The following is a 24,258-nucleotide window of genomic DNA, read 5'->3' as shown; positions in this document are numbered from 1 at the left end:
TGTCTTTGTTTAACGTTCATCAAAACTCAGGGTCACGGCGGCGCTGGTGGGCTTGGACTGGCACGACAGCACAAAGCCTTGCGCGGTTTCCCATGCTTCCAGTGTGAAATTTTTCTCCATGGCCACGCTGCCTTGCGTGACTTTGGCGCGGCAGGTGCAACACACACCGCCCTTGCAGGAATGCGGCAAGTCCAGGCCCGCCGTCAAGGCAACATCCAAGATGCGTTCATCCGCATTCATGCGCAAGTGATGCGTTTTGCCATCAAGCACCAGGGTGAGCGCCACGGCTGGCTCTGTGTGCTTGCTGGCGATGTTGGCTTGGCGAGGTGAGGCGGGTGTTGAGGCAGACGCAAAGCGTTCGGCATGCACACGGTTGGCAGGCACACCAGCGTCCATCAAAGCTTGGCAGGTGGTTTCAATCATGCCTTCGGGGCCGCACACAAAAACCTCGTCCATGCTTTTCGCCGGCAACAAACTTGACAGCAAGCGCTGCACTTTGGCGGTGTCAATCCGCCCCTCCAGCAAATCGGCTTCTTGCGATTGACGCGACAACACATGCACCAAGGTGACGCGATCCGGGTAGCGGTCTTTCAAGTCTTGCAAGGTTTCGTTGAACATGACCGAGGCCATGTTTTTGTTGCCATACACCAATGAAAATTTGCTGTGCGCTTGGGTTTGCAGGCTGTGCAGCATGATGGACAGAATGGGGGTGATGCCCGAGCCCGCCGCAAACCCCACACGGTGAATCGCTTTGGGCTGCTTGGACACGAAGCGCCCATCGGGCGGCATCACTTGCAAGCTGCTGCCTGCCTTCACATGCGTGGCCAACCAGTTGGAAAACACACCATCGGGCACCACACGCACACCCACTTCCACGAAGCCGGATTGCGCCAGCCACTGCGGCGTGCTGCAAATGGAATAACTGCGGCGCACATCCGCGCCATTCACATCGGCACGCAGCGTGATGAACTGCCCGGGCTGAAAAGCAAATGCATCGCGCAATGCCTCAGGCACCGCGAATCGAATGACCACGGCCTCGCCTGCTTCGGGGCGCACGGCGGCCACGGTCAAGGCATGGAAACGGGTGGAAGTGTTCATGTCAATACGGTTTGAAATAGTCGAAGGGTTCCATGCAGTCCAAACAGCGGTACATGGCTTTGCAGGCGGTCGAGCCAAAGCGCGACACCTCGGTGGTGTTGCTGGAGTTGCATTGCGGGCAGGCCACATCGTCTGTGCGTGAGGTGCTGCGGCTGAAAAGCACCACGTTGGAAACAACACCGCCCCTGCCAGCACCCTCAGCAGTTTGAGATGCATGGCCGTGCAGCGATGCACTTCCATGCAGCGATGCATTGCCATTCGGCGGCGCAATGCCATAACGCCTGAGTTTTTCTCTTGCCTCATCGGTCAACCAATCGGTGGACCACGCTGGTGCGAGTTGTGTCAAGACCTGCGCTTGCACACCCGCTGCGGCCAAGGCGGCTTGCACATCGTCGTGCATTTGCGTCATGGCCGGGCATCCGCTGTAGGTGGGCGTGATGATGACTTGCAAACCTTGGGCGCTCTCGCGGATGTCGCGCAGCACACCCATCTCGCGCAAAGACACCACCGGGATTTCAGGGTCGCACACGTTTTCCAGCAACAGCCACAGCGCATGGTGCGGATGGTCGGCATCCGGCAAATCGAGTGGCCCGTGCGGGTTCACGGCTGGCAACAGACTCACCACACGCCATCCGGATGGGCACGGGCCAGGCTTTGCATTTCGGCCAACAAAAATCCCAAGTGCTCGGAATGCACACCCGCATGGCCTTGCGGCACAAAGCCGCCATCGGCTGGCATAGCAAGTGTGGCCTCTGCCACGACACTGGTCACTTGGGTTTGCCAGGCGTTTTGCAAGCTGCTGAAGTGCGCCACGCCAAGATGTTGCAAAGCCGCTGCTTCAGCCTCGCCCAACAACCAAAACGCTTGGGTGTAGGGCATCAAATGGTTCAAGGCAGCTTGCGCTTTCTGGTGCGACTCTAGGGTGCCATCGCCAAAACGAATCAGCCAATCTTGTGCATGTTGCACATGGTAGAGCGCCTCTTTGCGCGACTTGCTGGCAATCGCTGCCAGCTGCGGGTCGTTGGCGTGTTGCAAAGCGTCCCACACCAACACCATGAAGCTGCTGTACAAAAAATTGCGCACGATGGTGACGGCGTAGTCACGGTCGCCACTGGCCGTGGGTGCCAGTGCGGTGGAATGCGGCAACTCCAACAGCGTGTGGTTTTTGAATTCGTACGCATCGCGAAAATACGCCAAGCGGTCTTCATCGCTGCCGTCTTGACGCAGCGCCGCCACATGTTGGTAGAGCAAACGCGCTTGGCCCATCAAATCCAAGGCGTTGTTGGCCAGCGCCAAGTCTTCTTCCAGAATGGGCCCGTGCCCACACCACTCGGCATTGCGTTGCGCCAAGATCAGCGCGTTGTCGGCCAGGTGCAGCACCAAGGCGGCTGCATCTGTTGAAACCACCGCGCTCACATGTGCCCCACTTCGTCCGGAATCACAAAGAAGGTGGGATGGCGGTACACCTTGTCACGCGCAGGCTCGAACAAGGTGTCTTTGTCTTCGGGGTCGCTGGCCGTGATGGCGGCTGACGGCAACACCCAAATGCTCACGCCTTCTTGGCGGCGCGTATAAACGTCCCGCGCCATGTGCAAGGCTTGCTGTGCGTCGGCTGCGTGCAAGCTGCCGCAATGTTTGTGCTCCAGGCCTTGTTTGCTGCGCACAAACACTTCCCACAGCGGCCACTCTTTCATGGCGGGTGCTTGATCGCTCATGCGGCCTCCTGTTGTGCAGCTTGGCGAGCGGCTTTTTTCTGCGCGTGGGCCAAAGCGGCTTCGCGCACCCATTGGCCGTCTTCGTGGGCTTTCACCCGCGTGGCCAAGCGTTCTTTGTTGCACGGGCCGTTGCCGTTCACCGTGGCCCAAAACTCGTCCCAATCAATCTGGCCGTAGTCGTGGTGGCCACGTTCTTCGTTCCATTTCAGGTCGGGGTCGGGCAAGCTCACGCCCAAGACCTGGGCTTGCGGCACGGTGGCGTCCACAAATTTTTGCCGCAGGTCGTCATTAGAGATGCGCTTGATGCCCCAGCGCATGCCTTGCACGCTGTTGGGGCTGTCGCTGTCGGGCGGGCCAAACATGGCCAGGCATTTCCACCACCAGCGGTTCACCGCGTCTTGCACCATGGCTTGTTGCGCGGCGGTGCCTTGCATCATGGCCAGCAAGGCTTCAAAGCCTTGGCGTTGGTGAAAACTTTCTTCCTTGCAAACCCGCACCATGGCACGGGCGTAGGGGCCATACGAGCAGCGGCACAGCGGAATCTGGTTCATGATGGCCGCGCCGTCGACCAGCCAACCGATGACACCGACATCGGCCCAGGTGAGCGTGGGGTAGTTGAAGATCGAGCTGTACTTGGCGCGGCCGGTGTGCAGCGCGTCCAGCATTTGGTCGCGGCTGGTGCCCAGGGTTTCGGCGGCGCTGTACAGGTACAGGCCATGGCCGCCCTCGTCTTGCACCTTGGCAATCAGAATCGCTTTGCGCTTGAGGCTCGGGGCGCGGCTGATCCAGTTGCCCTCGGGCAGCATGCCGACAATTTCACTGTGGGCGTGCTGGCTGATTTGGCGCACCAAAGTTTTGCGGTAAGCGTCGGGCATCCAATCTTTGGGCTCGATCTTGCCGTCGGCATCAATGACGGCGTCAAACTTGATTTGGGCGGCGTCCAGCACTTGCTGCTGAGCGGCAGTGGGCACCGCGGCCACGGGTTTGGCGGTTGCGGCCCCATCGGGCACGTTGAAAGACTGGGTGTACATGGCGGCTGGGCTCCACTAGAAGAAGGCGCAGATTAGCACGGTGATACATAATTTCAGCGAAAATCTGTTTTTCTGTATCATAAAAACGTTTGAAACCCAATACCCATATGACCAACCCCTCAAAACCAGGCCTTTCCAACCCCATCCCCAAACGCCTGCGCAGCTGGCAAGATCAGCCGCGCCAGCAAGCCGGTCCGCTCATCGTGTCAGTGTTTGGCGACGCCCTGTACCCGCGCGGCGGCGTGGCGGCCATGGGCAGCCTGATCCAGCTGTTGGCACCGCTGCAAGTGAACGAGCGGCTGATCCGCACGGCTTGCTTTCGGCTGGTGCAAGAAGATTGGCTGCAAGCCAAAGCGGTGGGCAACCGCAGCAACTACGCGCTCAGCCGCACCGGGCGCAGCCGGGTGGAAGAAGCCTCGCGCCACATTTACGCCGCGCAACCAGCAGCTTGGGACAAGCAGTGGCGCAGCATCATCGTCACGGGCAACCACAGCCCCACGGCGCTGGAGCCTTTACGTCGTGCCCTTTATTGGCAAGGCTTTGGGCAAATCAACCACCAATGCTTCATCCACCCCAGCGCTGACTTGAGCAGCGTCATGACCAACTTGCGCATCGGCGGTTTGGGTGCGTGGGAAGGCCGCTTGATCACCCTGGTTGGCAAGCCGCCCACCGGCAGTGTGTTGGACGCACCCGCCAAGGTGGTGAAAACCGCTTGGTATTTGAACGAGCTCGACCGCAACTACGGCCACTTCGTTGGCACCTACGAAGGCATTGAGCGCTGGTGCAAAAAACACAAGACCAAGGCCTGCACCGATGAACAAGCGTTTTGGTTGCGGGTCTTGTTGGTGCATGACTTTCGACGTTTGCTGTTGCGCGACCCGATGCTGCCACCGAGTTTGTTGCCCGCGCGTTGGTTGGGCTCGAAAGCACGTGCGCTGTTCAAAAGCCTGTATGCCCTTTTGTTGCCTGCCTCGGAGCGGCACTTGGATTTGCACTTGATGGTGGCCGGTGACGTGACCCCGAGTGCCGATGCCCAAGTGCTGAAAAACAGAACCGCGCAGGCCGTTTGAAAATACCGATAATGCCCTGCACGCTTTGGATGAAAGCGTGTTTGTTTTTGTTGTCGTGTGAATAAAAGTACAAAGGCGTCTGATGTTGACTAACGTGGTGGGCGTGGCCCTGAAACGACCCTACACCTTTGTGGTCATGGCCTTGTTGCTACTCATCTTGGGGCCGCTGGCGGCTTTCAAAACCCCCACCGACATCTTTCCTGAAATTCGCATTCCGGTGATTGCTGTGGCCTGGTCTTACACCGGCTTGCCGCCCGATCAAATGGCTGGTCGCATCACCACCTCGTTTCAACGCGTCCTCACCACCACGGTGAACGACATCGAACACATCGAGGCCAACTCGTACAACGGCGTGGGCATTGTCAAAATCTTTTTCCAGCCCGGCGTGAACATCGCGGTGGCCAATGCGCAGGTCACCTCGGTATCGCAGTTCATGGTGCGCCAAATGCCGCCGGGCACCCAGCCGCCCATCATCATCAACTACAACGCTTCCACCGTCCCGATATTGCAACTGGCCTTGGCGGGCAAGGGCCTGACCGAGCAAAATCTGGCCGACCTGGCGCTCACACAAGTGCGCAGCCCCTTGGTGACCGTGCCGGGTGCGGCCGTGCCGTTTCCCTATGGTGGCAAATCGCGTTTGGTGCAACTGGATTTGAACCCGAGTGCCTTGCAAGCGCGAGGCTTGTCCACGCAAGACGTGACCAATGCCTTGGCCGCGCAAAACATCATCATCCCGGTGGGCACCCAAAAAATGGGCAGCTACGAATACACCATCAGCCTGAACAACGCCGCCACCGATTTGAAAGACTTGGACAACCTGCCGATCAAGTCGGTGAATGGGGCCATGGTCTACATCCGCGATGTGGCCCATGTGCACGATGGCAATGCCCCGCAAACCAATGTGGTGCATGTGGACGGCAACCGTTCGGTGTTGATGTCGGTGTTGAAAAACGGCAGCACCTCGACCTTGGCCATCGTCGATGGTGTGCGCGAAAAATTGCAAGACATCAAAGCGTCCTTGCCGCCCAATTTGACGATTCAGCCGATCAACGACCAATCGGTGTTTGTGCGTGCAGCCATCAAAGGCGTGGCCTTGGAAGGTGTGATCGCGGCGGCGCTCACCAGCTTGATGATTTTTCTGTTCCTGGGCAGTTGGCGCTCGACGCTGATCATTGCCGTGTCGATTCCACTGTCCATCATGGGCGCCATCGTGGGCCTGTATGCCTTGGGTGAGACCTTGAACATCATGACCTTGGGCGGCTTGGCGCTGGCCGTGGGCATCTTGGTCGATGACGCCACGGTCACCATCGAAAACATCAACTGGCACTTAGAGCAAGGCAAAGGCGTGGAGCAAGCCATCATGGATGGCGCGGCGCAAATCGTCACCCCCGCTTTTGTGTCCTTGCTGTGTATTTGCATTGTGTTTGTGCCCATGTTTTTCCTCGAGGGCGTGTCGCGCTTTTTGTTTGTGCCCATGGCCATCGCGGTGATGTTGGCCATGGTCTGGTCCTTCTTTTTGTCACGCACCTTGGTGCCGACCATGGCGCTGTTTTTGTTGAAGCCACATGCACCCCACACCGACATGCATGGCTTGAACAGCACACAGCCCCGCACCCGCAACCCGATCATGGCGTTTCAGCGCGGCTTTGAAGCCCGTTTTGAAGCCGTTCGCGCTGGCTATAAAAACGTGTTGCAAGCGGCACTGCAGCACCGTGGCAAAGTGTCTGTGGGCTTTGCAGCCGTGGTGCTGGGCTCGTTTGGCTTGCTGCCTTTTTTGGGCAGCAACTTCTTTCCCGATGTGGACGGCGGTCAAATCTTGATCCATGCGCGGGTGCCGGTGGGCACCCGGGTGGAAGAAACCGCCGCCCGCTTTGCCAACATTCAAGCGCACATTCGGCAAGTGATTCCGGCCCACGACATCACCACCATGGTGGACAACATCGGTTTGCCGCCCAGCTATATCAATCTGATCTACAACAACACCGGTGTGGTGGGTTCGCAAGATGGCGACATTCAAATCGCACTGAGCCCCAACCACGCGCCCACGGCGGACTACGTCAAAGCGCTGCGCGAGCAACTGCCCGTGGCCTTCCCTGACACGGTGTTCTCTTTTCCGCCTGCCGACATCGTCAGCCAGATCTTGAACTTTGGTGCGCCAGCACCGATTGACATTCAAATTCGCGGCAACGACTTGGCCGCCAACTTTGACTACGCCAATCTGTTGTTGAAAGAAATCCGCCGCATCCCGGGCGTGGCCGACGCTCGCATTCAACAATCGGCCAGAAGCCCCGTGTTTGAGGTGAATCTAGACCGCACGCAAGCACAAAACATGGGCATCACCGCGCGAGATGTCACCAACAACATGGTGGTGAATTTGGCGGGCAGCAGCCAGGTCGCACCCACTTTTTGGCTCAATCCTGCCAATGGTGTGTCTTACCCCGTGGTGATACAAACCCCGCAATACAACATTGATTCTTTGAATGATTTGGCCAACGTCCCAATCAGTCCGGCCAACGCCAATTCTCAGCAAGTCTTGGGCAGTGTGGCGAGTTTCAACCGCACGGCGAAAAGCGCCTTGGTCAGTCAGTACGACATCCAGCCCATGGTGCAAATTCATGCCGCCACCCAAGGCCTGGATTTGGGCACCGTCTCCAAAGCCATTCAGCGCGTCATCCATGAAACGCAAGCGCAGCAACCCAAGGGCAGCAAAGTGGTCATGCTGGGCCAGGTGCGCACCATGGAAAAAGCCTTCTCGGGATTGCTGTGGGGTTTGTTGGGCGCGGTGGTCTTGATTTACTTTGTGATCGTCGTCAATTTCCAATCCTGGCGTGACCCACTGGTGATCATCAGCGCCTTGCCCGCGGCCTTGGCCGGTATTGTGTGGATCTTGTTTGCCACCCGCACCACGCTCTCGGTACCGGCACTCACCGGGGCCATCATGTGCATGGGCGTGGCCACCGCCAACAGTGTGTTGGTGATCAGCTTTGCGCGTGAACGCTTGGACCAGCTCGGCGATGCAGTGGCTGCAGCGCTGGACGCAGGCTTTGTGCGTTTTCGCCCCGTGCTCATGACCGCTTTGGCGATGATGATGGGCATGGTGCCCATGGCCTTGGGCCTGGGTGAAGGCGGCGAACAAAACGCGCCCTTGGGCCGCGCGGTCATTGGCGGCCTGTTGTTTGCCACTGTGGCTACTTTGGTCTTGGTGCCCTTGTTGTTCAGCATGGTGCACGGCCGTCGCAAGGCTACCCCTTCTTTGAATCCCGGAGTCCTTCATGCTTGATCCCCGTCCCCCCGTTTTTTCGCGCAGCAAACTATGGACGGTGTTGCTCATCCTGGGCTTGGTGGCCGCCTACGTTTTGGCTCAGGGTTTGCTCGACCGCAGCGCCGACAACCAGCAACTCAAGGCGGTGGCCGACAAGCAATCCGTGCGCACTGTCAACATCATCACCCCAGCCGTGTCGCCCGCCTCGCCCAGCATGGACTTGCCCGGACGCATCGAAGCCTATTCAAAAGCGCCTTTGTACGCTCGCATCAGCGGCTACTTGAAAACCTGGAAAGCGGACATTGGCACCTCCGTGAAAGCGGGTCAGTTGTTGGCCGAGATCGACACCCCCGATGTAGACCAGCAAATCCTGCAAGCCAAAGCCGAGTTGGCCATCACCCAAGCCAATGCGGCATTGTCCGAAAACACCGCCAAGCGTTGGCAGTCATTGCAAGCCACCAACTTTGTTTCGGCCCAAGCGGTGGAAGAAAAAATGGGCGACTTGCGGGCCAAACAAGCCATGGTGAACGCTTCGCAAGCCAATGTGAACCGTTTGCAAGCCATGAAAAATTTCAGCCGCATCACCGCACCCTTTGATGGCGTGGTGACGGCACGCAACACCGATATCGGTGCTTTGGTGAATGTGGGTGGCGCACCCGGCACCGAGTTGTTTGTGGTGTCCGATGTACGTCGACTGCGTTTGTACGTTCAGGTGCCACAAAACCAAGTGACCGCCATCCAAACAGGCAGTCAGGCGAGCTTCACGGTGCCAGAAATGCCTGGCCAAGTGTTCACGGCCAAAGTGCAGTCGATGGCCCAGGCCATTCAAGCCGGTTCGGGCAGCATGTTGGTGCAACTCGCCGCCGACAACAAGCAGGGCAGGTTGTTGCCCGGCGGTTATGCGCAGGTCAGCTTTGACATGCCTGCGCAAACCAAGCATCTCAATATCCCACCAAGTGCTTTGATCTTCAGCAAAACAGGTCTGCAAGTGGCCACCGTGAATGCAGATAACAAGGTTGTCATCAAGTCGGTGGTGGTGGCCAAAGACCATGGTGTTCGACTCGAACTTTTATCGGGTCTTGAGAGCACCGATCGCGTGATTGAAAATCCACCCGATGGTGTGATGCAAGGTGACTTGGTGAACGTGGCCGTGGTTCAAAATAAAAAATGATTTCTTGACGCAATATGTCAAATACGTTCATAATTATTTAAACCATTGCTGAGCTTGATGTCCAACACTACAGTTTTATTGAACAGCAAGCAGCACCCAGGCTTTGTTTCACAGGAGCCCACGCGTGTTGTTTGACCACTGTGCCCAATGCCAACGATGCTGCCACATCGAGGAAGGGTACCCACCTCTTGAAATCACCTTGACCGCTGTGGAGCAGCAGCGCTTGGGCAGCGTATGCATAGAACAACAATGCACACACTTGGGTCCACAAGGTTGCACGATGGGCGAGGACAAACCCTTTGGATGCAAACTCTACCCACTGAGCTACAACCCAAAAAACAAAAGTTTTTATTTTGATGCCGACTGTCCTTTGATGGACCCTTACATCGACAGTTTGCAAGATGCAGGCAGCGACGCCAGTTTGCATTTGCACAGCGCACAACAAGTTATATTGCAGCTGGAAAAAAAAGATCCAGCGTTTTTGAAAAACAACCACGCAGTAGACAAGATGTACTTCGACCTGAAGAAAATACACAGCACTGCCAATTCCAATAATAAAAAAACAAGCAAAAAAAGCTTGCATAAAAAGGCAACAACATGAATGGCACGCTCTATCAATTCAAACCTTCGAATTCCTTCACCGCGCCACCCGGCCCGGTGGTGCACGAAGTGGGATACCAAAGTTGGACCGAAGACAACCTCTTGGTAGAGAGCGAGCACAACGACATTCTTTACTACACCACCCGCTGGGACGCCCTGTGCCCCTACATCAACGTCTCGGACGAGATGCTGAACTTTGCACCCCGGCCCTTCGTGGTCTATGCCCTGCCCCCCGACAGCCCCTACGGCGTGCCCATCAACGACAAATATGGTTTGGTGGATTGCTTTGCCGACAGCTTTTGGCAAGAAGCGCGACGCGAACGCAAATTCCGCGAACTCGACAAGCAATACAAGCACTTCACCTACACCGAGAAAGTGGTGGCTGGCAAAGACCTGACGGTGGAAGACATGTTCGAGATGGGTGGCGAGCACTTTGCCAACTACTACATCGATGATCGCGAGGTGGAAGGCTTTGTCGACTACGTACGCCACCTCGATGTGCTTATCTTGCAAGTGCACTCGAATGAAGGCGAACTGGTCTTCACCGATGTCTCCATCATCTTGCCTCAGTACAACCAGCTATACGGCAGCTTCTGCCAATGGAACCGTGATTTCAAGAACAAATCACCTGGCATTTACGCTTGTTTGCAAGCTTGCCGCTGGGCCGCCAAAAACGGCTTGCGCTATTACAACTTGGGCCCCGTGGACGACTATGGCTACAAAGCTTTGTTTGTCACCGACTACGAGCCCATCTACGCCATGGCCCTGATCGATGCTGACCATCCCTTGGCCACCGACCCCACTTCACCGCTGATCGTGGACTTCAAACCGCACGAGTTGAACCAGATCTATCGCCACCCAGAGCAACACCAGCAGCATCTGCAGGATGAACTGGCGATGGCTGGCTAAGCAGTCACAAGCCCTGCCCCAATCAAACAAGCCGCTTGATCAGCGGCTTGTTTGTTTTAGAACTTGTGCTTCTCGCCGAAACTGATGTCGTAGTCGATGAACATTTCTTCGCCTTTTTTGACATCACGCAAAGCGATCAAAACGCCTGCTTTTTTGAAGCGCAAATTGGGTTTCTTGGAATGGTTGAGGTAGATCGCCATGTCAAATGTGTTCAGACCCAAGCGCGGAATGCTGACCTTTTTCCGGTCGTAATAGCAAAAGGTGTCGATTTGCTCGCGCACCCCTTTGGGCAGGTGCTTGATGTCTTGCTTGGCGACATCGATTTCCTTGAAGCGAACATAGCTCTTCAACGGATTCACGCCCTTGGGAATGTCACGCAAGGCAAACACGCCAATGCCATGGATGGGAGACACGCCCAGGCGGCAGTAAACCTCGTTATCCAAGTGGTCGATGATTTTCTTTTTGGTATTCAACATGCCGCATCTCCTGACAGGGGGGGGGTGGGACTATAACGAATCGCTTCTCCTCACGCCATGCCCCAAGGGACGCCGTGCAAGCCTGCTTAGAATCCAAGGCATGAATCTTCTACCCGACACCGCGCCCAGTCAGCGCACCCCTAAAGCTGCTTGGATGCTTTCTTTGTTGCTGGTGCTGGTGGGCTTGGTTGTTTTCAATTCTCCCTGGAACCAAGCTTGGTTGTTGCTGGTCCACGCCAGCGAAACAGGGCCTGCTGCCCTGTGGTCTTTCCTCACCCAATTTGGTGAAGGGGGGGCGGCCTTTTTGCTGTTGATCGTGGCAGCGCAATTTGCGCCTCTGACAAGTGCGGTGGTGTTGAAGAGTTTCTTGCTTGGCTCACTGCTGTCACCTTTGCTGAAAAACTGGGCTGGTGTGCCACGCCCCTTGGGCGCATTGGAGCCCAGTTTGCTCAAACCCATTGGCACACCCGCCGCAGGGTCCAACGCCATGCCCTCTGGCCACGCCATGACGATTGCAGCCACCATTGCATTGGCCATGTACATGACGCGCCATTTCAAGCATCGGCGGCCGTTGTGGATGGCGCTGGTGGTCTTGGGTGTGTTGATCGCGTTGTCACGGGTGGTGGTGGGTGCCCATTGGCCTGCCGATATTTTGGTTGGCAGTGGTCTGGGCATCATGGTGGCCTTGCTGGCCGTGACTTGGGAGCAGCGATCACCCTGGTCGCCTCGGTTGCAAACAAAGCCCTTTCAATTGGTCTTGCTGCTGGTCGAATTGGGTTTAGTCCTGTACTTGTTCAAGGCCAAAACCGACACCGAGGCCGCACGATTGGCTTTTGATTTGATAGCCACTGTGGGCATCGCCGGTGCCATGAACCGCTGGATTTGTTTGCGTCGCGAAGCCTCATGACACCGCGCCAGCCAACTTGGGTCTGGGTCGTCATGTCTTTGCTGCTCAGCATGGCGCTTTTTGCGCTGCGCCCTGAGTTGGACAACCAAGTCAGTCAGCATTATTTCGACCCCACCTTGCCAGGGTTTCCTGCCAAACGCATCGAGTGGCTGACACTGGTCTATCAACTGGCGCCTTTGCTCAATCAAATTTTGTTTGTCGCCAGTTTGCTCGTCTTGGTGGCGGTTTGGCGCAAACCTGATTGGGTTAATGCGCGTTGGCGCAGGCGAAGCATGAGCTGGGCCTTGATGATGGTGCTGGGCATCGGTGTGGTGGTGGACTGGGCCTTGAAAGACCATGTGGGTCGCGCCCGCCCCGAACAAACACAAGCTTTTGGTGGTCCCTCAATCGGCAAACCCCTGTTCGAATTTGCACAAGGCTGTGATTTGAATTGCTCTTTCGTCAGCGGGCATGCAGCAGGCGGCTTTGCCCTCATGGTTTGGGGTATGTGGGCGCCGAGGCGCAAGCGCCAGCAGTGGATCATGCTGGGTGTCTTCGCGGGCAGCGGCCTGGGCTGGATGCGCATCGCCCAAGGCGGCCATTATTTAAGCGATGTGGTGTTTGCAGGCTGGGTCATTTGGCTGCTCTACCAAGCCATCCGCCATATTTGGTTACATTCTCGGTTGCGGCGTATTCGTTCATTGCATTTATAGATTGTTGGAAGCACCATGGAACTATTGACACAGCCTCATATGTGGGTCGCCTTGGCCACCCTCACCATTCTCGAGTTGGTGCTGGGCATTGACAACATCATCTTCATCTCAATTTTGGTCAGCAAGCTGCCCAAAGCCAAGCAAGAAATGGCTCGCCGCATCGGCTTGTTCATGGCCATGTTCATGCGCATCGGTTTGCTTTTGCTGTTGTCCATCATCATTGGCTTGGTTGAACCTTTGTTCAGCGTTTTTGATCAAGCGTTTTCAGGCAGAGACTTGATCCTGCTGATTGGAGGCTTGTTCCTCATCTGGAAAAGCACGGGCGAGATTCACCACTCCTTGGAAGGCGACGAGGCGCCCGCTGATATCAAAGCCAAAGTCAGCTTCATGGCCATCATCGTGCAAATCATGCTGATCGATTTGGTGTTCTCCCTTGACTCGATCATCACCGCGGTGGGTATGGTGGACGATGTGCGCATCATGATCGCGGCTGTGGTCATTTCCTTGGCCTTGATGATGTTGTTCGCCAAAGCCATTGGCGAGTTTGTCGATGCGCACCCCTCCATCAAAATGCTGGCCCTGAGCTTTTTGGTGGTGGTGGGTGTGGTGCTGGTGGCCGAAGGCTTTGGCCACCATGTGCCCAAGGGCTACATCTACTTCGGCATGGCCTTTGCCTTTGGCGTTGAGATGCTCAACATCCGTTTCAGAAAGAAACGGACCCCTTCCGTGCAACTGCGCCCAGCGCAGATGCCGGGCGAAGACGATTCATAAGGGCTTGACGCCATAGCCCTTCATGGCAGAGGCGCCGCATGAAAAGCGCCCTGCATTCCCATGAATGGAGTTCTTATCGATGATTTTGTAATGCGCAGATAAGCACTTTTGCGGGGTATTTGGTGATGATTGCGTTGAGAAATGAACCCTCAACATCATCACCTGGTGGTATATTTAATGACCGCTGCACGCATATTCACCACCAAAACATTTTCAAAATGGCAACGAAAAACAGGTATGGGCGATCAGTCATTGATCAAAGCCATCCAGGAAATTCAATCGGGCTTGGTCGATGCACAACTGGCCGAATTGTCTATGGCTATTGAAGCTGGAGAGCTCTGTGAAATCAAACCCGAAAGCACCTAGTCGAATCATTCAAGAAATGCAAGCCAGCATGTCTGGCTTGGACCGTGCGCTCAAGGTCAGCAAAAAAAACATGCGTCAATTCAAAGAATTTTCAAATCTGAATGTGACCTGCATGACGCCTTCACAAATCAAAGCATTGCGTGAAAAGTCCAGCATCAGTCAAGCTGTATTGGCTGCTGTGCTCAACACCAGTTTGTCAACAGTTCAAAAATGGGAGATTGGCGACAAGCAACCGAGTGGGCCCAGTCTCAAACTCTTGTCCTTGATCGAGCGCAAAGGCCTGCAAACAGTGATTTGAAGTGACTCAACAACCGGAGTCGTTCACCGCGCCATCGGGCATGGTGGTTTTGCAAAACTTGGCCTCATCTAGTTTGGCGTCGTCCAACTTGGCCCCTTTGAGGTTGGCGCCATTGAGCACCGCTCCCTTCAGGTTGGCCTTTGACAGCACAGCGTCGCTCAAGTCCGCACCTGTCAGGTTGGCGTCGCGCAAATAGGCGTTGGTGAAGTTGGCCAGGTGCAGGTTGGCCCCGCTGAAATCGGCGCGGCGCAAATTGGCGTCTTCAAAGTTGGTGACCAAAGTACGCTTTTCCATGGGGCGCTCGCCCATGTTGGACTTGCTCATCACGGCACCGGACAAATTGGCGTTTTGGAAGTCGGCGCCGCGCATGTCCCGCCCGCTCATCGGAGCGTCGGTCAGGTCGCAGTACTTGCACACATTGGTGGTTTTGAAATCTTCGAATTTGTTTGCGTCAAAGGCCGTGGCCGACCAGGGCAGGCCAAGCAAAGCAGCCGTGCAAGCCAAACGTCGAAGGGTGTGTGAGTCAACAGCAATAGCCACGGCAAAGGTCCTTGAAATGAGAAACGCCTTTCCATAATAACCAAGTCAAGCCCCCTGTTTTGAGGGTGTTGCAAGCCGAGCAAGGCCCTGGCATGCGAAGATGTGATTCGTTGAAAGACTCTGAATGCAGCCCTTGCCGATGAAATTCACCCCTTTTTGCGCCCGTGCACGTGCCAGCTTGTGTGTGCTCTTGCTGGCGACCATGGGGCCTGCGGGTGCCTACACCCTGACCTGTGACGTGCAGGGCAAATTCCCTGAGCTGGAGAAAATCGTGCTCGACCCAGCCACCGTCACCATTGACATTTCCTCCATTGGCAACCATTTGTATATCAAAATGGAAGGCCCCAAGCTCTACAACATGTTTGCCAACACCATCATCACCCCGGAGTTCGAAGGCCAAGACCTGACCTCAGACACCAGTATTTGGGTGCGTCGCAAAAATGTGCAAAGCAAAGAAGAAACCGAAATCAAAATCATGCGCCAGCCGGTTTATTTGAAAGCCATGAAAGATGTCAAACGCTATGGCCGAGAATTGAAACTGCTGGTCACTGGTCCTTGTCAATTGCCAAAGAGTTAATGCCATGAGCCAACTTGTCGTTCGTCAATTGCTGATCGATTTACAAGCCCCCATTGCGGTGCGCTGGAATGGCGGTGATGCCTTCACCTCGGCCTTCATGAATGCCTTGTCCATGAGCTTTCCCGTGGGTGAGCAGTTCTTCATCGACAGCCTGCGCCGCGCCCAAAAAGAACTCAGCCCTGAGCAGCAAATTCAATTTGCCGATGAACTCAAAGGCTTCATTGGTCAAGAAGCCACGCACCGTCGTTTGCACCAACTGTTCAACCAGCACTTGGAAAACCAGGGCCAAGTGAACCATTGGGCACCCCGTGCGCTCAAGCGCATTGCCAAGGTCGAGCAAATGAATGTGCGCCATGGTGTCGCTGCCACTGCTGCCACGGAACATTTCACTGCGGTCTTGGCCCATTGGCTGCTGTCCAACCCTGTTTTTTTGGCTCAGGCCGAGCCTCGCTTGCAAACCCTTTGGCATTGGCATGCCAGCGAAGAAAGCGAACACCGCTGTACCGCCTTTGACATCTACCAGGCCTTGCAAGGCGATGAGCACTGGCGCTTGCGCTGGATGCGCCTGACCACCTGGTATTTGCTGTCAGATTTGCTGCGTCAAACCACCAACAACCTGTGGCATGACGGCAGCTTGTTCAAGCTCAGCACCTGGCGCAGCGCCTGGGTGTTTTTATTCAGCAAAGAAGGCTTGTTCCGCTCTTCCTATGCCATGTGGCGGCGTTATTTCCGCCCCGACTTTCATCCTCAACAAGACGACGACAGCCTGTCGCGGTCATGGCTGCAAAGCCATGAAAATGCCTATGCCCGTGTGGGCAGCACCACTTAAGGATCGCCATGCTCGACCCGCAAGCCCAAGCCCTGTTGCAACTCATGAAAGACCGTGGCGTGCCGGAGCTCAACGCGCTGCCCGTGCTGGAAGCGCGAGATTACTACTTGGTGCGCAAAGCCCTCACGCAACCCGACCCGCTGCCCACCTCGGTCTGCAAAGACCATGCTTTGTCCTTTGGCGCGGTGCGCGAATACCGGCCCATGGGTGTGTCGGCCAAACAAGTGTTGCCTGCTTTGGTTTACTACCACGGCGGTGGTTGGGTGATTGGCAACATCGACACCCACGATGTGCTGTGCCGTCAGTTGTGTGATGCCAGCGGTTGCGCCGTGTTTTCGGTGGACTACCGTTTGGCACCCGAGCACCCCTTCCCGGCCGCTTATGACGATGCCTTGCATGCATTTCACTGGGTGGTGGACAACGCTGCCAGCTTGCACATCGATCCGGCTCGCGTGGCCGTGGGTGGCGACAGTGCTGGCGGCAATTTGGCTGCAGCCGTGTGTTTGGGCTCGCGTGACAGTGCCCAGCCACCAGCGTTTCAATTGCTCATTTACCCTGCCACCCTCATGTACCCCGACACGCCCAGCTACCACGCCAATGGCCAGGGTTACTTGCTCACGGCTGCGGCCATGCACTGGTTCATGGACCATTACCTGTCCAACACGGCAGACCGCCACGACTGGCGGGCTTCGCCTTTGAAAGCCCCAAACCTTGCCAAGCTGCCCCCCGCGCTTGTCTTGACCGCAGGCTTTGACCCGTTGCGCGATGAAGGCTTGCTGTATGCCGATGCGATGGCTGCGGCCGGTGTGGCCACTGAATACATTTGCTTCGAGCGGCAAATCCACGGCTTCATCACCATGGGCCGGGTCTTGCGCGAGTCGCATGCTGCTGTGGGCGTGTGCGCTGAAGCCTTGAAACGCTATTTGAAATGAGCTTTTTCTGATGCGATTTTTGATTGTTTGTGTAGGCCTCTTGTGCAGCATGGCGCATGCAAATGAAGGCATGCCTGCCACCAAATCCGCTGCCACTGCCGATGTCGAGCGGGGACGCAAACTGTTGCTGAACCGGCAAGACACGGGCTGCCTTCTTTGTCACATGGTTCCTGGCTTCAAAGACGGTGGCAACATGGGTCCCAGTCTGGTCGGTGTTGGCGAACGCCTCTCGGCTGAAGCTTTGCGCCAGCGCATTGCCGACCCGCGCGTTCTCAACCCGCAAACCTTCATGCCCGCTTACTTCAGCACCAAGGGCTTGCAAAATGTCGCCAAGCCCCTGAAGGGCAAGACGGTGCTCACCGAGCAAGCGCTTGAAGACATCATCATCTATTTGCTTAAAACACCTTGAGGACAGCCATTGAACGCCTTGCCTGACCCAGACGACCTGTTCTCTCGCAGAACTTTTTTAAACAGCTGCGCCCAAGTCTCGGTGGCTGCCAGTGGTTTGTGGCTGGGCGCTGATGCTTTGGCACAGGTTGACAAACTCACCCTGAGTGGCTTGGCCGAGTCGCGCTTGCGCACCTTTGAGGAAATGGTCAAGCCCTTTGTTGTCAATCAGCCCCTGACTCAAGGCGGTATCAGCTTGACCTTGCCAACCTTGGCCGACAACGGACACCTGGTGCCTTTGCACCTGAAGGTGGACAGCCCCATGACCGAGGCGTCCCATGTCAGTCACATCTACCTGGTGTCGCAACGCAACCCGGTCCCTCTCATGTGTCTTTTTGTCTTGGGGCCTTGGAATGGAAGAGCAGAAATCAACACCCGGGTGCGTTTGTCGGGCACCCAAATGGTGGTGGCCTTGGCCCGTTTTTCAGACGGCACCTTTCGCTACCAAACCCAGGAAGTCGCGGTCACCGAAGCCGCCTGTGTGGACAACGGCACATGAGCAGCGCACGTTTGCAACTGCCCCCTCGCATCGTTGAAGGCGATGTGTTCAAGCTTCGCCTGTTGGTGAACCACCCCATGGACAGCGGCTTTTTGCGCGACATTGACGGCGTCCTCATCAAGCGCAATGTGATTCGCCAACTCAGTTGCACCTTGAACAACCAAGAGGTGTTTCGCGCCGAGCCCACCACCGGCATTGCCGCCAACCCTTTGTTCGAGTTTTATTTGCGCGCTGTCAAGTCCGGCGAGTTGTACTTCCGCTGGGTCGATGACAAGGCCAACATTGGTGAGATGCGCCACCCCTTGGTGGTGCAGTTGGCCAACAGTTCAAGTGCGCCCAAGCCATGAAATCTCTACTGATTTGGTCTTTGGCCATGGGCTTGATGTGGAGCAACGTTTCGGCTCAGCAACGCAATATCCCCTTGGATCAACTCAAGTCGGGTTTGGAGTTCTCCAGCCCCGAGGTGCGTGGTTTGCAGCTCGATGATGATTTCGCCAGCCCCAGCGCCCATGCCATCGACAAAGGCGCTCAGTTGTGGAAGCAAGTGACTGGGAGCAACAACAAAAGCTGCGCTTCTTGCCATGGCGACGCGAATGAAAGCATGAAAGGCGCGGCCACGCGCTACCCCGTCATTGACAAGGCCACAGGCAAGTTGTTCAACCTGGAAGACCGGATTCGAAATTGCCGCTCCAAACAGCAAAAGGCCATCAATTGGCTACCGGAATCGGACGAGTTGTTGGCCATCACCTTGCATGTGACGGGTGCTTCCAAAGGCATGCCCATCTTGGTGAACATTGATGGCCCCGCCAAAAAACATTTTGAAGCAGGGCAAAAGCTCTACATGGCGCGGCAAGGTCAGATGAACCTGTCTTGCACCCAATGCCATGACCAACACTACGGCCAGCGTTTGTACAACGACAAACTCAGCCAAGGCCACCCCAACGGCTATCCCATCTTTCGCCTGGATTGGCAGTACATGGCCTCACTCGAGCGGCGTTTGCGGTTTTGCTATGCCAGCGTGAAAGCCGAGGTGCCGCCTTGGGGCCACCAAGACATGCGCAACCTCAACCTGTATTTGATGTGGCGGGCGCAAGGCCTGCCCATCGAGGTGCCTGCGGTGCGCAAATAAGCCTTAGAACGAGGCCAACACCTTTTGCCACAAAGCAGGTGTGACCTCGGGCATGACGCCAAACCATGCGGCAAAAGCGGGCCGCGCCTGGTGCAACAACATGCCCAAGCCACCCACTGTGGGGTTGCCACGCGCCTGGGCACGCAACAACAAATCGGTTTGCAAAGGCGTGTACACAATGTCCGACACCAAGGCATGCTGGGGCAAGGCGTCCAAGTGAATCTCCAGGGCTGGCTGGCCTTGCATGCCCTGTGTGGTGGTGTTGACCACCAAGGCTGCATCAGCCAAGGCCTCATGCCGTTGATCCCAAGGCAGCGCTTTCACGGGTGCCCCAAACTCAGCGGCCATGGCCTGCGCTTTGTCCAAACTGCGGTTGAGCAAGCGAATCTCTGTGGCCCCTGCATCGGCCAGCGCCCACACCACCGCACGGGCGGCGCCTCCTGCACCCAAGACCACTGCGGGGCCTGCACTGGCTTGCCATGAGGGCTGTGCTTCGCGCAGGCTTTGGATATACCCAAAGGCATCGGTGTTGGTGCCGCGCAAGCTGCCATCGGGTTGCACCACCACGGTGTTGACCGCGCCAATTTGCCGCGCCACGTCGTCCATGTCGCTGAGGCACTCCAGCGCCTGCACTTTGTGCGGCAAGGTGAGGTTGCAACCGGCAAAACCCAGCGCAGACAAACCCGCCAAGGCTTCGGGCAAACGCAGCGGGTTGACCGGCAAGGGCAAGTAAACGCCATGCAGGCCGTGCTCGGCGATCCAATGGCTGTGAATCAGAGGCGAGCGTGAATGCGTGATGGGCCAACCCATCACGCCAGCCATCACGAAAGAGGAAGAAGAAGTGGTCATGATGCCCTCAAGCATAGCTTCGAAAATCTGGCGAAAGGGCGTCATCCTGTGAAACAATGGGCCAGCCTTTTCCGACACCCACGATGCAAGCTGTTCAGCCTCTCAACACCGCCCGCCTTCATCAATTTTTAGCCGACCTCACGCGCTTGGTGGACAGCGCACCGCCCGAGCAAGAGCTGTTGTCCCAGGGCAAGCATCTGCTCTACCCTTTGCTGCGCAATGACGATTGGCTCAGCCCCGACTTGGCGCAGCCCCATCCCCAGCACTACCAACAATTTTTGCTTTATGCCGACCCGCAAGACCGCTTCTCGGTGGTGAGCTTTGTCTGGGGCCCAGGACAAGCCACACCGGTGCACGACCACACGGTGTGGGGCTTGGTGGGCATGTTGCGCGGCTCGGAGTCTTGTCAGCCTTACAGCCGCATGTCCGATGGCCGTTGGGTGCCAGCGGGTTTTCAAGTGGACATGTTGCCGGGTGACATCGAAGCCGTGTCGCCCCGCATTGGTGACGTGCACAAAGTGTGGAATGCCTTGCCCGACCAAGTGTCAATCAGCATCCATGTGTATGGCGGCAACATTGGCAAGATTGAACGCCACAGTTACCGCGAAGACGGCAGCCGCACCAGCTTCGTCTCGGGCTACAGCAATGTCATGTTGCTCGGTGAGCAAAAAGAAGCCTTGTGGACCAGTCCGCCACCTGTCGGCAACCTGCGGATGCCCGCTGCTTCGCCTGCTGCTGCACCTCCTGCGCCCGCCGCTGCGGCCCCCCACCCAACGCCAACACCGAGCGCTGCTGCATTGCCAGAGCGCGTCGCCCCTGTCCAGGTTGCAGCGCCAGAAGTGATCGCTGCAACGCCAAGCCCTTCGGTGGAAGTACCAGCGCCCGAAGTACAAACCGACTCGGGCCATCCCTATCCCGTCACCACCTACTTGCAAGTGCGCCAAGCCTTGCTGCAAAAAGAAGAAATCGCTTTGGTGGATGTGCGCGAGGAAGACCCGTATGCGCAAAGCCATCCGCTGTTTGCCATCAACCTGCCCTATGGCCGCATCGAGTGCGATGCGCTGACGCGCATTCCGCGCTTGAACACACCCATGGTGTTGATCGACAACGGCGAAGGTTTGGCCGTGCGTGCTGTGGCCGTGTTTGAACGATTGGGATACTCGCAAGTGAGCGTGTTGCTGAATGGCTTGGCCGGTTGGGCCGCTGGTGGCGGCGAGTTGTTCCGCGATGTCAACGTGCCCAGCAAAGCCTTTGGCGAGTTGGTCGAGTCGCAACGCAAAACCCCTTCTTTCTCGGCGCACGAAGTCAACGCGCTGCTCGAACGCGGCTCGGACATGGTGGTGCTCGATGCCCGCCGGTTTGACGAATACCAAACCATGAGCATCCCCGGCTCCATCAGCGTGCCCGGTGGCGAGTTGGTGCTGCGGGCACGCTCATTGGCACCCAGCGCCACCACCCGCATCGTGGTCAATTGCGCGGGCCGCACACGCAGCATCATTGGTGCGCAGTCGCTCATCAATGCAGGCATCCCCAACCCGGTGTGCGCTTTGCGCAACGGCACCATCGGCTGGACCTTGGCTGGCCTCGAGTTGGAGCACAAAGCCGACCGACGCTTTGGCCCGGTGAGTGACGCCGACAAAAGCAAATCGGCGGCCACCGCCTTGGCCTTGTTGTTCCGCGCGGGTGTGCAACGCATTGACCGCGACACCCTGGCCCAATGGCAAGCAGACAGCACACGCAACACCTATTTGTTGGATGTGCGCACACCCGAGGAATACGCCCTCGGGCATTGGCCTCACGCTATCAGCGCCCCAGGTGGTCAGCTGGTGCAAGAAACCGATCACCATGTGGGTGTGCGCGGCGCCCGCTTGGTGGTGTATGACGACGATGGTGTGCGGGCTTCACTCACCGCGTCTTGGTTGGCGCAAATGGGCTGGGAAGTGGCCGTGTTGAAAGATGTGAAGCCACAAGACTTGTCCCACACTGACACACCCCATCAGCACCAACTGCCCGACACCCTCGAGCCAGTGCCCGAGGTGGACCCGGCCACCTTGAAAGAATGGTTGGCCAACCGCAGCAACCTGAGCATGGTGATCGATGTGGGTGACAGCGCCACCTATGTGAAGCGTCACATCCCCGGTGCGTGGTGGTTGTTGCGTTCGCAAATGGCACAAGACTTCACGCGGGTACACAAGGCCAACCGCTATGTGCTCACCTGCGCCGATGGCCGCGCTTCACGTTATGCCGTGGCCGAACTCAAACCGCTGGTGCGCCCTGGTGTGGAAGTGCTGTGGTTGCCCGGTGGCAATGCCGCATGGATGGCGCAAGGCTTCAGCACCCAGCAAGGCGAGTCGTACGTGGCCAGCCCGCGCATCGACCGCTACCGCCGCCCCTATGAAGGCACCAACAACCCCACGGAAGCCATGCAGGCTTACCTGGATTGGGAATACGGTTTGGTGGAACAACTGCGCCGCGATGGCACACACCACTTCAAGGTGATTTAGTTCCCAAAGACTTGACGGCACTGGACAGCCAAGGCTTGGCCATCAACATGGTGGTCTATGCCGCCTTTTTCAGGCACCCCAGCGCATCCGGTTCAACAAGCCGTCCTTCTTGACCACGGTGTGCCAGATAACGGCCAGCACATGCAACACCACGAAGGCAGCCAAGGTCAAAGCGGAGAATTCATGCACTTCAGACAAGAAGTCTTTGAAGACAGGCTGAGGCTCCCATAAACGGGGCAAGATCAGGCCAAAGAATTTCACCGGATACTGTGAAAAGCTGGAGCCCAAAAATCCAGACACGGGTATCAGCAACATCAACACATACATGACGCCATGCGTGAGCTTGGCCACTTTGGCTTGCCAAGCGGGGGTGTTGTTCAACGCCGGAACCGCATGGGTGAGACGCCAAGCCATGCGCCACAGGACAAACAAAACAATCAGCAGGCCGATGGACTTGTGCAAGTTGAACCAGTAGGCCCGCATGCCTGGTGGGTCTTTGGGGATTTCCTCCATCCACAGACCCAAGCCAAACTGTCCAATCAGCGCCAGCGCCAACAACCAATGCAGCGCAATCAATACACGGTTGTACCGCTCTTGCGTCATTGAATGACCACACCCCAGGGCAGTCTGCCCGTGGGGATTTCTTTCACCATCTGGCGGGTGGCAATGTCCACCACGCTGACGGCATGGCTGCGGCCAGCAGCCACATACAGCTTGCTGCCATCTGCATTGAAAGCCATGTTCCAAGGACGTTGGCCAATGGCGATGTTCTCAACCCATTCGAAGGTGTCGGTGCGAACAACAGAGACGTTGGCGTCACCACCGTTGGTGGCGTACACAAAAGCGCCATCAGGGGACACGGCCACGCCCGAGGTGCGCTTGCCCACCGCCAGTTGGCCGATCACTTTGAGCTCTTTCACGTCAATGGCCACCAGCAAACTGTCCGTTTCCACGGCAACAAAAGCTTTGCTGCCATCGGGGGTGAAGGCAATGCCACGCGGACGCAGACCGACTTTGATGGAACCAACTTGCTTGCGTTTTTGAATGTCCAGGATGTCAACCTGGTCCGCCTCTTCGGCAGACACCAGCATGAATTTGCCGTCTGGGCTGAAGACGCCATGCTCGGGGTTTTTGCCGTTCACGGGAATGGAGAACAGCACCTTCATGGTTTTGACGCTGACGAAGCTGATGCTGTTGTTGCCCTCATTGGCAACGCCCAGCAAGTCGCCCTTGGGCGAGCAGTACACCGCCTCGGGTGACTCGCCCAGCTTGGCGCGTTTTTCAATCTTGCCGCTGACCGGGTCGATTTGCCACAACTCTTCCGCGTTTTGTTCGGACACATAAATTTTCTTGCTGCCCTTGCATACCGCCAAACCGCGTGGCTTCCCACCGGTTTCGATGGTGGACAACACCGTGTCCGTTTCCATGTCAATGACCGACACCGTGCCTGCGCCTTCATTGGTGGCGTAAGCGCGGGCTTGGCTCCAGGCTGGCGCGGACATGGTGAGCGCAGACAAGGCGAGTGCTGCAAAAGGTGTAAAGAATTTCATTGGTCAAACCTCGAAGGTAGTGCAAATCAAAACACG

At 56.9% G+C, this 24,258-nt stretch carries 28 protein-coding genes; 18 read left to right on the top strand and 10 right to left on the bottom strand.

The window, feature by feature from the left end; translation table 11 throughout:
* Positions 1 to 9 precede the first annotated feature (9 nt).
* Genes paaE through paaA form a run of 5 tightly spaced genes read right to left on the bottom strand, consistent with a single transcriptional unit; the run spans position 10 to position 3,844 of the window.
* Complete coding sequence (gene paaE, locus AC8GFP_RS08705; protein ID WP_506612255.1) at positions 10 to 1,098, bottom strand: 1,2-phenylacetyl-CoA epoxidase subunit PaaE; 1,089 nt, start codon at positions 1,096 to 1,098, stop codon at positions 10 to 12.
* A gap of 1 nt (position 1,099) precedes the next feature.
* Complete coding sequence (paaD, locus tag AC8GFP_RS08700; RefSeq protein ID WP_506612327.1) at positions 1,100 to 1,702, bottom strand: 1,2-phenylacetyl-CoA epoxidase subunit PaaD; 603 nt, start codon at positions 1,700 to 1,702, stop codon at positions 1,100 to 1,102.
* 14 nt (positions 1,703 to 1,716) lie between these two features.
* Positions 1,717 to 2,505, bottom strand: coding sequence for a 1,2-phenylacetyl-CoA epoxidase subunit PaaC (paaC, locus tag AC8GFP_RS08695; RefSeq protein ID WP_506612325.1), 789 nt, complete (start codon positions 2,503 to 2,505; stop codon positions 1,717 to 1,719).
* A gap of 5 nt (positions 2,506 to 2,510) precedes the next feature.
* Positions 2,511 to 2,792 (bottom strand): 1,2-phenylacetyl-CoA epoxidase subunit PaaB, encoded by a 282-nt coding sequence (gene paaB / locus AC8GFP_RS08690; protein WP_506612323.1) that lies wholly within the window; start codon positions 2,790 to 2,792, stop codon positions 2,511 to 2,513.
* Positions 2,793 to 2,809: 17 nt separating this feature from the next.
* Positions 2,810 to 3,844 carry a 1,2-phenylacetyl-CoA epoxidase subunit PaaA gene (gene paaA / locus AC8GFP_RS08685; protein ID WP_506612254.1) on the bottom strand — a complete coding sequence of 345 codons (1,035 nt, stop codon included), beginning with the start codon at positions 3,842 to 3,844 and terminating at the stop codon, positions 2,810 to 2,812.
* Positions 3,845 to 3,951: 107 nt separating this feature from the next.
* Between paaA and AC8GFP_RS08680 the strand changes: the two genes are divergently transcribed.
* The 5 genes from AC8GFP_RS08680 (at position 3,952) to AC8GFP_RS08660 (ending at position 10,856) form a co-directional block, all read left to right on the top strand.
* Positions 3,952 to 4,914, top strand: a complete 963-nt coding sequence (locus AC8GFP_RS08680) for a PaaX family transcriptional regulator (protein WP_506612252.1) — start codon at positions 3,952 to 3,954, stop codon at positions 4,912 to 4,914.
* 85 nt (positions 4,915 to 4,999) lie between these two features.
* Complete coding sequence (locus tag AC8GFP_RS08675; protein WP_506612321.1) at positions 5,000 to 8,194, top strand: efflux RND transporter permease subunit; 3,195 nt, start codon at positions 5,000 to 5,002, stop codon at positions 8,192 to 8,194.
* The gene (locus AC8GFP_RS08670) at positions 8,187 to 9,347 is read left to right on the top strand and encodes an efflux RND transporter periplasmic adaptor subunit (RefSeq protein WP_506612251.1); all 1,161 of its coding nucleotides are present in this window, start codon (positions 8,187 to 8,189) and stop codon (positions 9,345 to 9,347) included. Before AC8GFP_RS08675 ends, AC8GFP_RS08670 begins: the two co-directional genes overlap by 8 nt.
* A gap of 280 nt (positions 9,348 to 9,627) precedes the next feature.
* Positions 9,628 to 9,948 (top strand): hypothetical protein, encoded by a 321-nt coding sequence (locus tag AC8GFP_RS08665; protein ID WP_506612249.1) that lies wholly within the window; start codon positions 9,628 to 9,630, stop codon positions 9,946 to 9,948.
* Positions 9,945 to 10,856 (top strand): hypothetical protein, encoded by a 912-nt coding sequence (locus tag AC8GFP_RS08660; RefSeq protein WP_506612248.1) that lies wholly within the window; start codon positions 9,945 to 9,947, stop codon positions 10,854 to 10,856. Before AC8GFP_RS08665 ends, AC8GFP_RS08660 begins: the two co-directional genes overlap by 4 nt.
* A 56-nt stretch (positions 10,857 to 10,912) precedes the next feature.
* Here the strand turns inward: AC8GFP_RS08660 and AC8GFP_RS08655 are convergent, their stop codons facing one another.
* Entirely contained in the window at positions 10,913 to 11,332 is a 420-nt protein-coding gene (locus AC8GFP_RS08655) for an SET domain-containing protein-lysine N-methyltransferase (protein WP_506612247.1), read from the bottom strand.
* A 100-nt stretch (positions 11,333 to 11,432) separates the two neighbouring features.
* Here AC8GFP_RS08655 and AC8GFP_RS08650 point away from each other — a divergent pair, with 100 nt between their 5' ends.
* The 5 genes from AC8GFP_RS08650 (at position 11,433) to AC8GFP_RS08630 (ending at position 14,366) form a co-directional block, all read left to right on the top strand.
* Positions 11,433 to 12,239, top strand: coding sequence for a phosphatase PAP2 family protein (locus tag AC8GFP_RS08650; RefSeq protein WP_506612245.1), 807 nt, complete (start codon positions 11,433 to 11,435; stop codon positions 12,237 to 12,239).
* 32 nt (positions 12,240 to 12,271) lie between these two features.
* The gene (locus AC8GFP_RS08645) at positions 12,272 to 12,931 is read left to right on the top strand and encodes a phosphatase PAP2 family protein (protein ID WP_506612243.1); all 660 of its coding nucleotides are present in this window, start codon (positions 12,272 to 12,274) and stop codon (positions 12,929 to 12,931) included.
* Positions 12,932 to 12,946: 15 nt separating this feature from the next.
* On the top strand, positions 12,947 to 13,702 hold the full coding sequence (locus AC8GFP_RS08640; protein ID WP_506612240.1) for a TerC family protein: 756 nt from the start codon (positions 12,947 to 12,949) through the stop codon (positions 13,700 to 13,702).
* 177 nt (positions 13,703 to 13,879) lie between these two features.
* Entirely contained in the window at positions 13,880 to 14,068 is a 189-nt protein-coding gene (locus AC8GFP_RS08635) for a type II toxin-antitoxin system RelE/ParE family toxin (RefSeq protein ID WP_506612238.1), read from the top strand.
* 28 nt (positions 14,069 to 14,096) lie between these two features.
* Positions 14,097 to 14,366, top strand: coding sequence for a helix-turn-helix domain-containing protein (locus AC8GFP_RS08630; RefSeq protein ID WP_506612236.1), 270 nt, complete (start codon positions 14,097 to 14,099; stop codon positions 14,364 to 14,366).
* Between the two features lie 6 nt (positions 14,367 to 14,372).
* Here AC8GFP_RS08630 and AC8GFP_RS08625 read toward each other — a convergent pair whose 3' ends face one another.
* Positions 14,373 to 14,906, bottom strand: coding sequence for a pentapeptide repeat-containing protein (locus AC8GFP_RS08625; protein WP_506612234.1), 534 nt, complete (start codon positions 14,904 to 14,906; stop codon positions 14,373 to 14,375).
* Between the two features lie 139 nt (positions 14,907 to 15,045).
* On the opposite strand from AC8GFP_RS08625, the gene AC8GFP_RS08620 reads away from it, so the two are divergent.
* The 7 genes from AC8GFP_RS08620 to soxA all read left to right on the top strand — a co-directional run bounded on the left by AC8GFP_RS08620 (position 15,046) and on the right by soxA (position 19,319).
* The gene (locus tag AC8GFP_RS08620; RefSeq protein ID WP_506612233.1) at positions 15,046 to 15,483 is read left to right on the top strand and encodes a hypothetical protein; all 438 of its coding nucleotides are present in this window, start codon (positions 15,046 to 15,048) and stop codon (positions 15,481 to 15,483) included.
* A gap of 4 nt (positions 15,484 to 15,487) precedes the next feature.
* The gene (locus AC8GFP_RS08615; RefSeq protein ID WP_506612231.1) at positions 15,488 to 16,312 is read left to right on the top strand and encodes a metal-dependent hydrolase; all 825 of its coding nucleotides are present in this window, start codon (positions 15,488 to 15,490) and stop codon (positions 16,310 to 16,312) included.
* 8 nt (positions 16,313 to 16,320) lie between these two features.
* Entirely contained in the window at positions 16,321 to 17,244 is a 924-nt protein-coding gene (gene lipP1, locus AC8GFP_RS08610) for a LipP1 family hormone-sensitive lipase (RefSeq protein ID WP_506612229.1), read from the top strand.
* 70 nt (positions 17,245 to 17,314) lie between these two features.
* Positions 17,315 to 17,653 (top strand): sulfur oxidation c-type cytochrome SoxX, encoded by a 339-nt coding sequence (soxX, locus tag AC8GFP_RS08605; RefSeq protein WP_506612227.1) that lies wholly within the window; start codon positions 17,315 to 17,317, stop codon positions 17,651 to 17,653.
* Between the two features lie 9 nt (positions 17,654 to 17,662).
* On the top strand, positions 17,663 to 18,190 hold the full coding sequence (locus AC8GFP_RS08600; RefSeq protein ID WP_506612226.1) for a thiosulfate oxidation carrier protein SoxY: 528 nt from the start codon (positions 17,663 to 17,665) through the stop codon (positions 18,188 to 18,190).
* Positions 18,187 to 18,537 carry a thiosulfate oxidation carrier complex protein SoxZ gene (locus AC8GFP_RS08595; protein ID WP_506612224.1) on the top strand — a complete coding sequence of 117 codons (351 nt, stop codon included), beginning with the start codon at positions 18,187 to 18,189 and terminating at the stop codon, positions 18,535 to 18,537. Before AC8GFP_RS08600 ends, AC8GFP_RS08595 begins: the two co-directional genes overlap by 4 nt.
* Complete coding sequence (soxA, locus tag AC8GFP_RS08590; protein WP_506612222.1) at positions 18,534 to 19,319, top strand: sulfur oxidation c-type cytochrome SoxA; 786 nt, start codon at positions 18,534 to 18,536, stop codon at positions 19,317 to 19,319. Before AC8GFP_RS08595 ends, soxA begins: the two co-directional genes overlap by 4 nt.
* 3 nt (positions 19,320 to 19,322) lie before the next feature.
* On the opposite strand, the gene AC8GFP_RS08585 is transcribed toward soxA, so the two are convergent.
* Positions 19,323 to 20,168: a shikimate dehydrogenase gene (locus AC8GFP_RS08585; RefSeq protein WP_506612220.1), complete on the bottom strand. Its 846-nt coding sequence runs from the start codon at positions 20,166 to 20,168 to the stop codon at positions 19,323 to 19,325.
* A gap of 866 nt (positions 20,169 to 21,034) precedes the next feature.
* Between AC8GFP_RS08585 and AC8GFP_RS08580 the strand changes: the two genes are divergently transcribed.
* Positions 21,035 to 22,672 carry a rhodanese homology domain-containing protein gene (locus AC8GFP_RS08580; RefSeq protein ID WP_506612319.1) on the top strand — a complete coding sequence of 546 codons (1,638 nt, stop codon included), beginning with the start codon at positions 21,035 to 21,037 and terminating at the stop codon, positions 22,670 to 22,672.
* A gap of 69 nt (positions 22,673 to 22,741) precedes the next feature.
* Here AC8GFP_RS08580 and AC8GFP_RS08575 read toward each other — a convergent pair whose 3' ends face one another.
* Positions 22,742 to 23,275, bottom strand: coding sequence for a cytochrome b (locus tag AC8GFP_RS08575; RefSeq protein ID WP_506612218.1), 534 nt, complete (start codon positions 23,273 to 23,275; stop codon positions 22,742 to 22,744).
* The gene (locus AC8GFP_RS08570; protein WP_506612216.1) at positions 23,272 to 24,222 is read right to left on the bottom strand and encodes a beta-propeller fold lactonase family protein; all 951 of its coding nucleotides are present in this window, start codon (positions 24,220 to 24,222) and stop codon (positions 23,272 to 23,274) included. The genes AC8GFP_RS08575 and AC8GFP_RS08570 overlap by 4 nt, the downstream gene beginning before the upstream one ends.
* Between the last annotated feature and the right edge of the window lie 36 nt (positions 24,223 to 24,258).

The sequence above is a fragment of the Limnohabitans simekii (SeqCode) genome (assembly GCF_965234735.1).
GTDB lineage: Bacteria > Pseudomonadota > Gammaproteobacteria > Burkholderiales > Burkholderiaceae_C > Limnohabitans > Limnohabitans simekii.
This window is presented reverse-complemented; position numbering and strand designations above follow the sequence as displayed.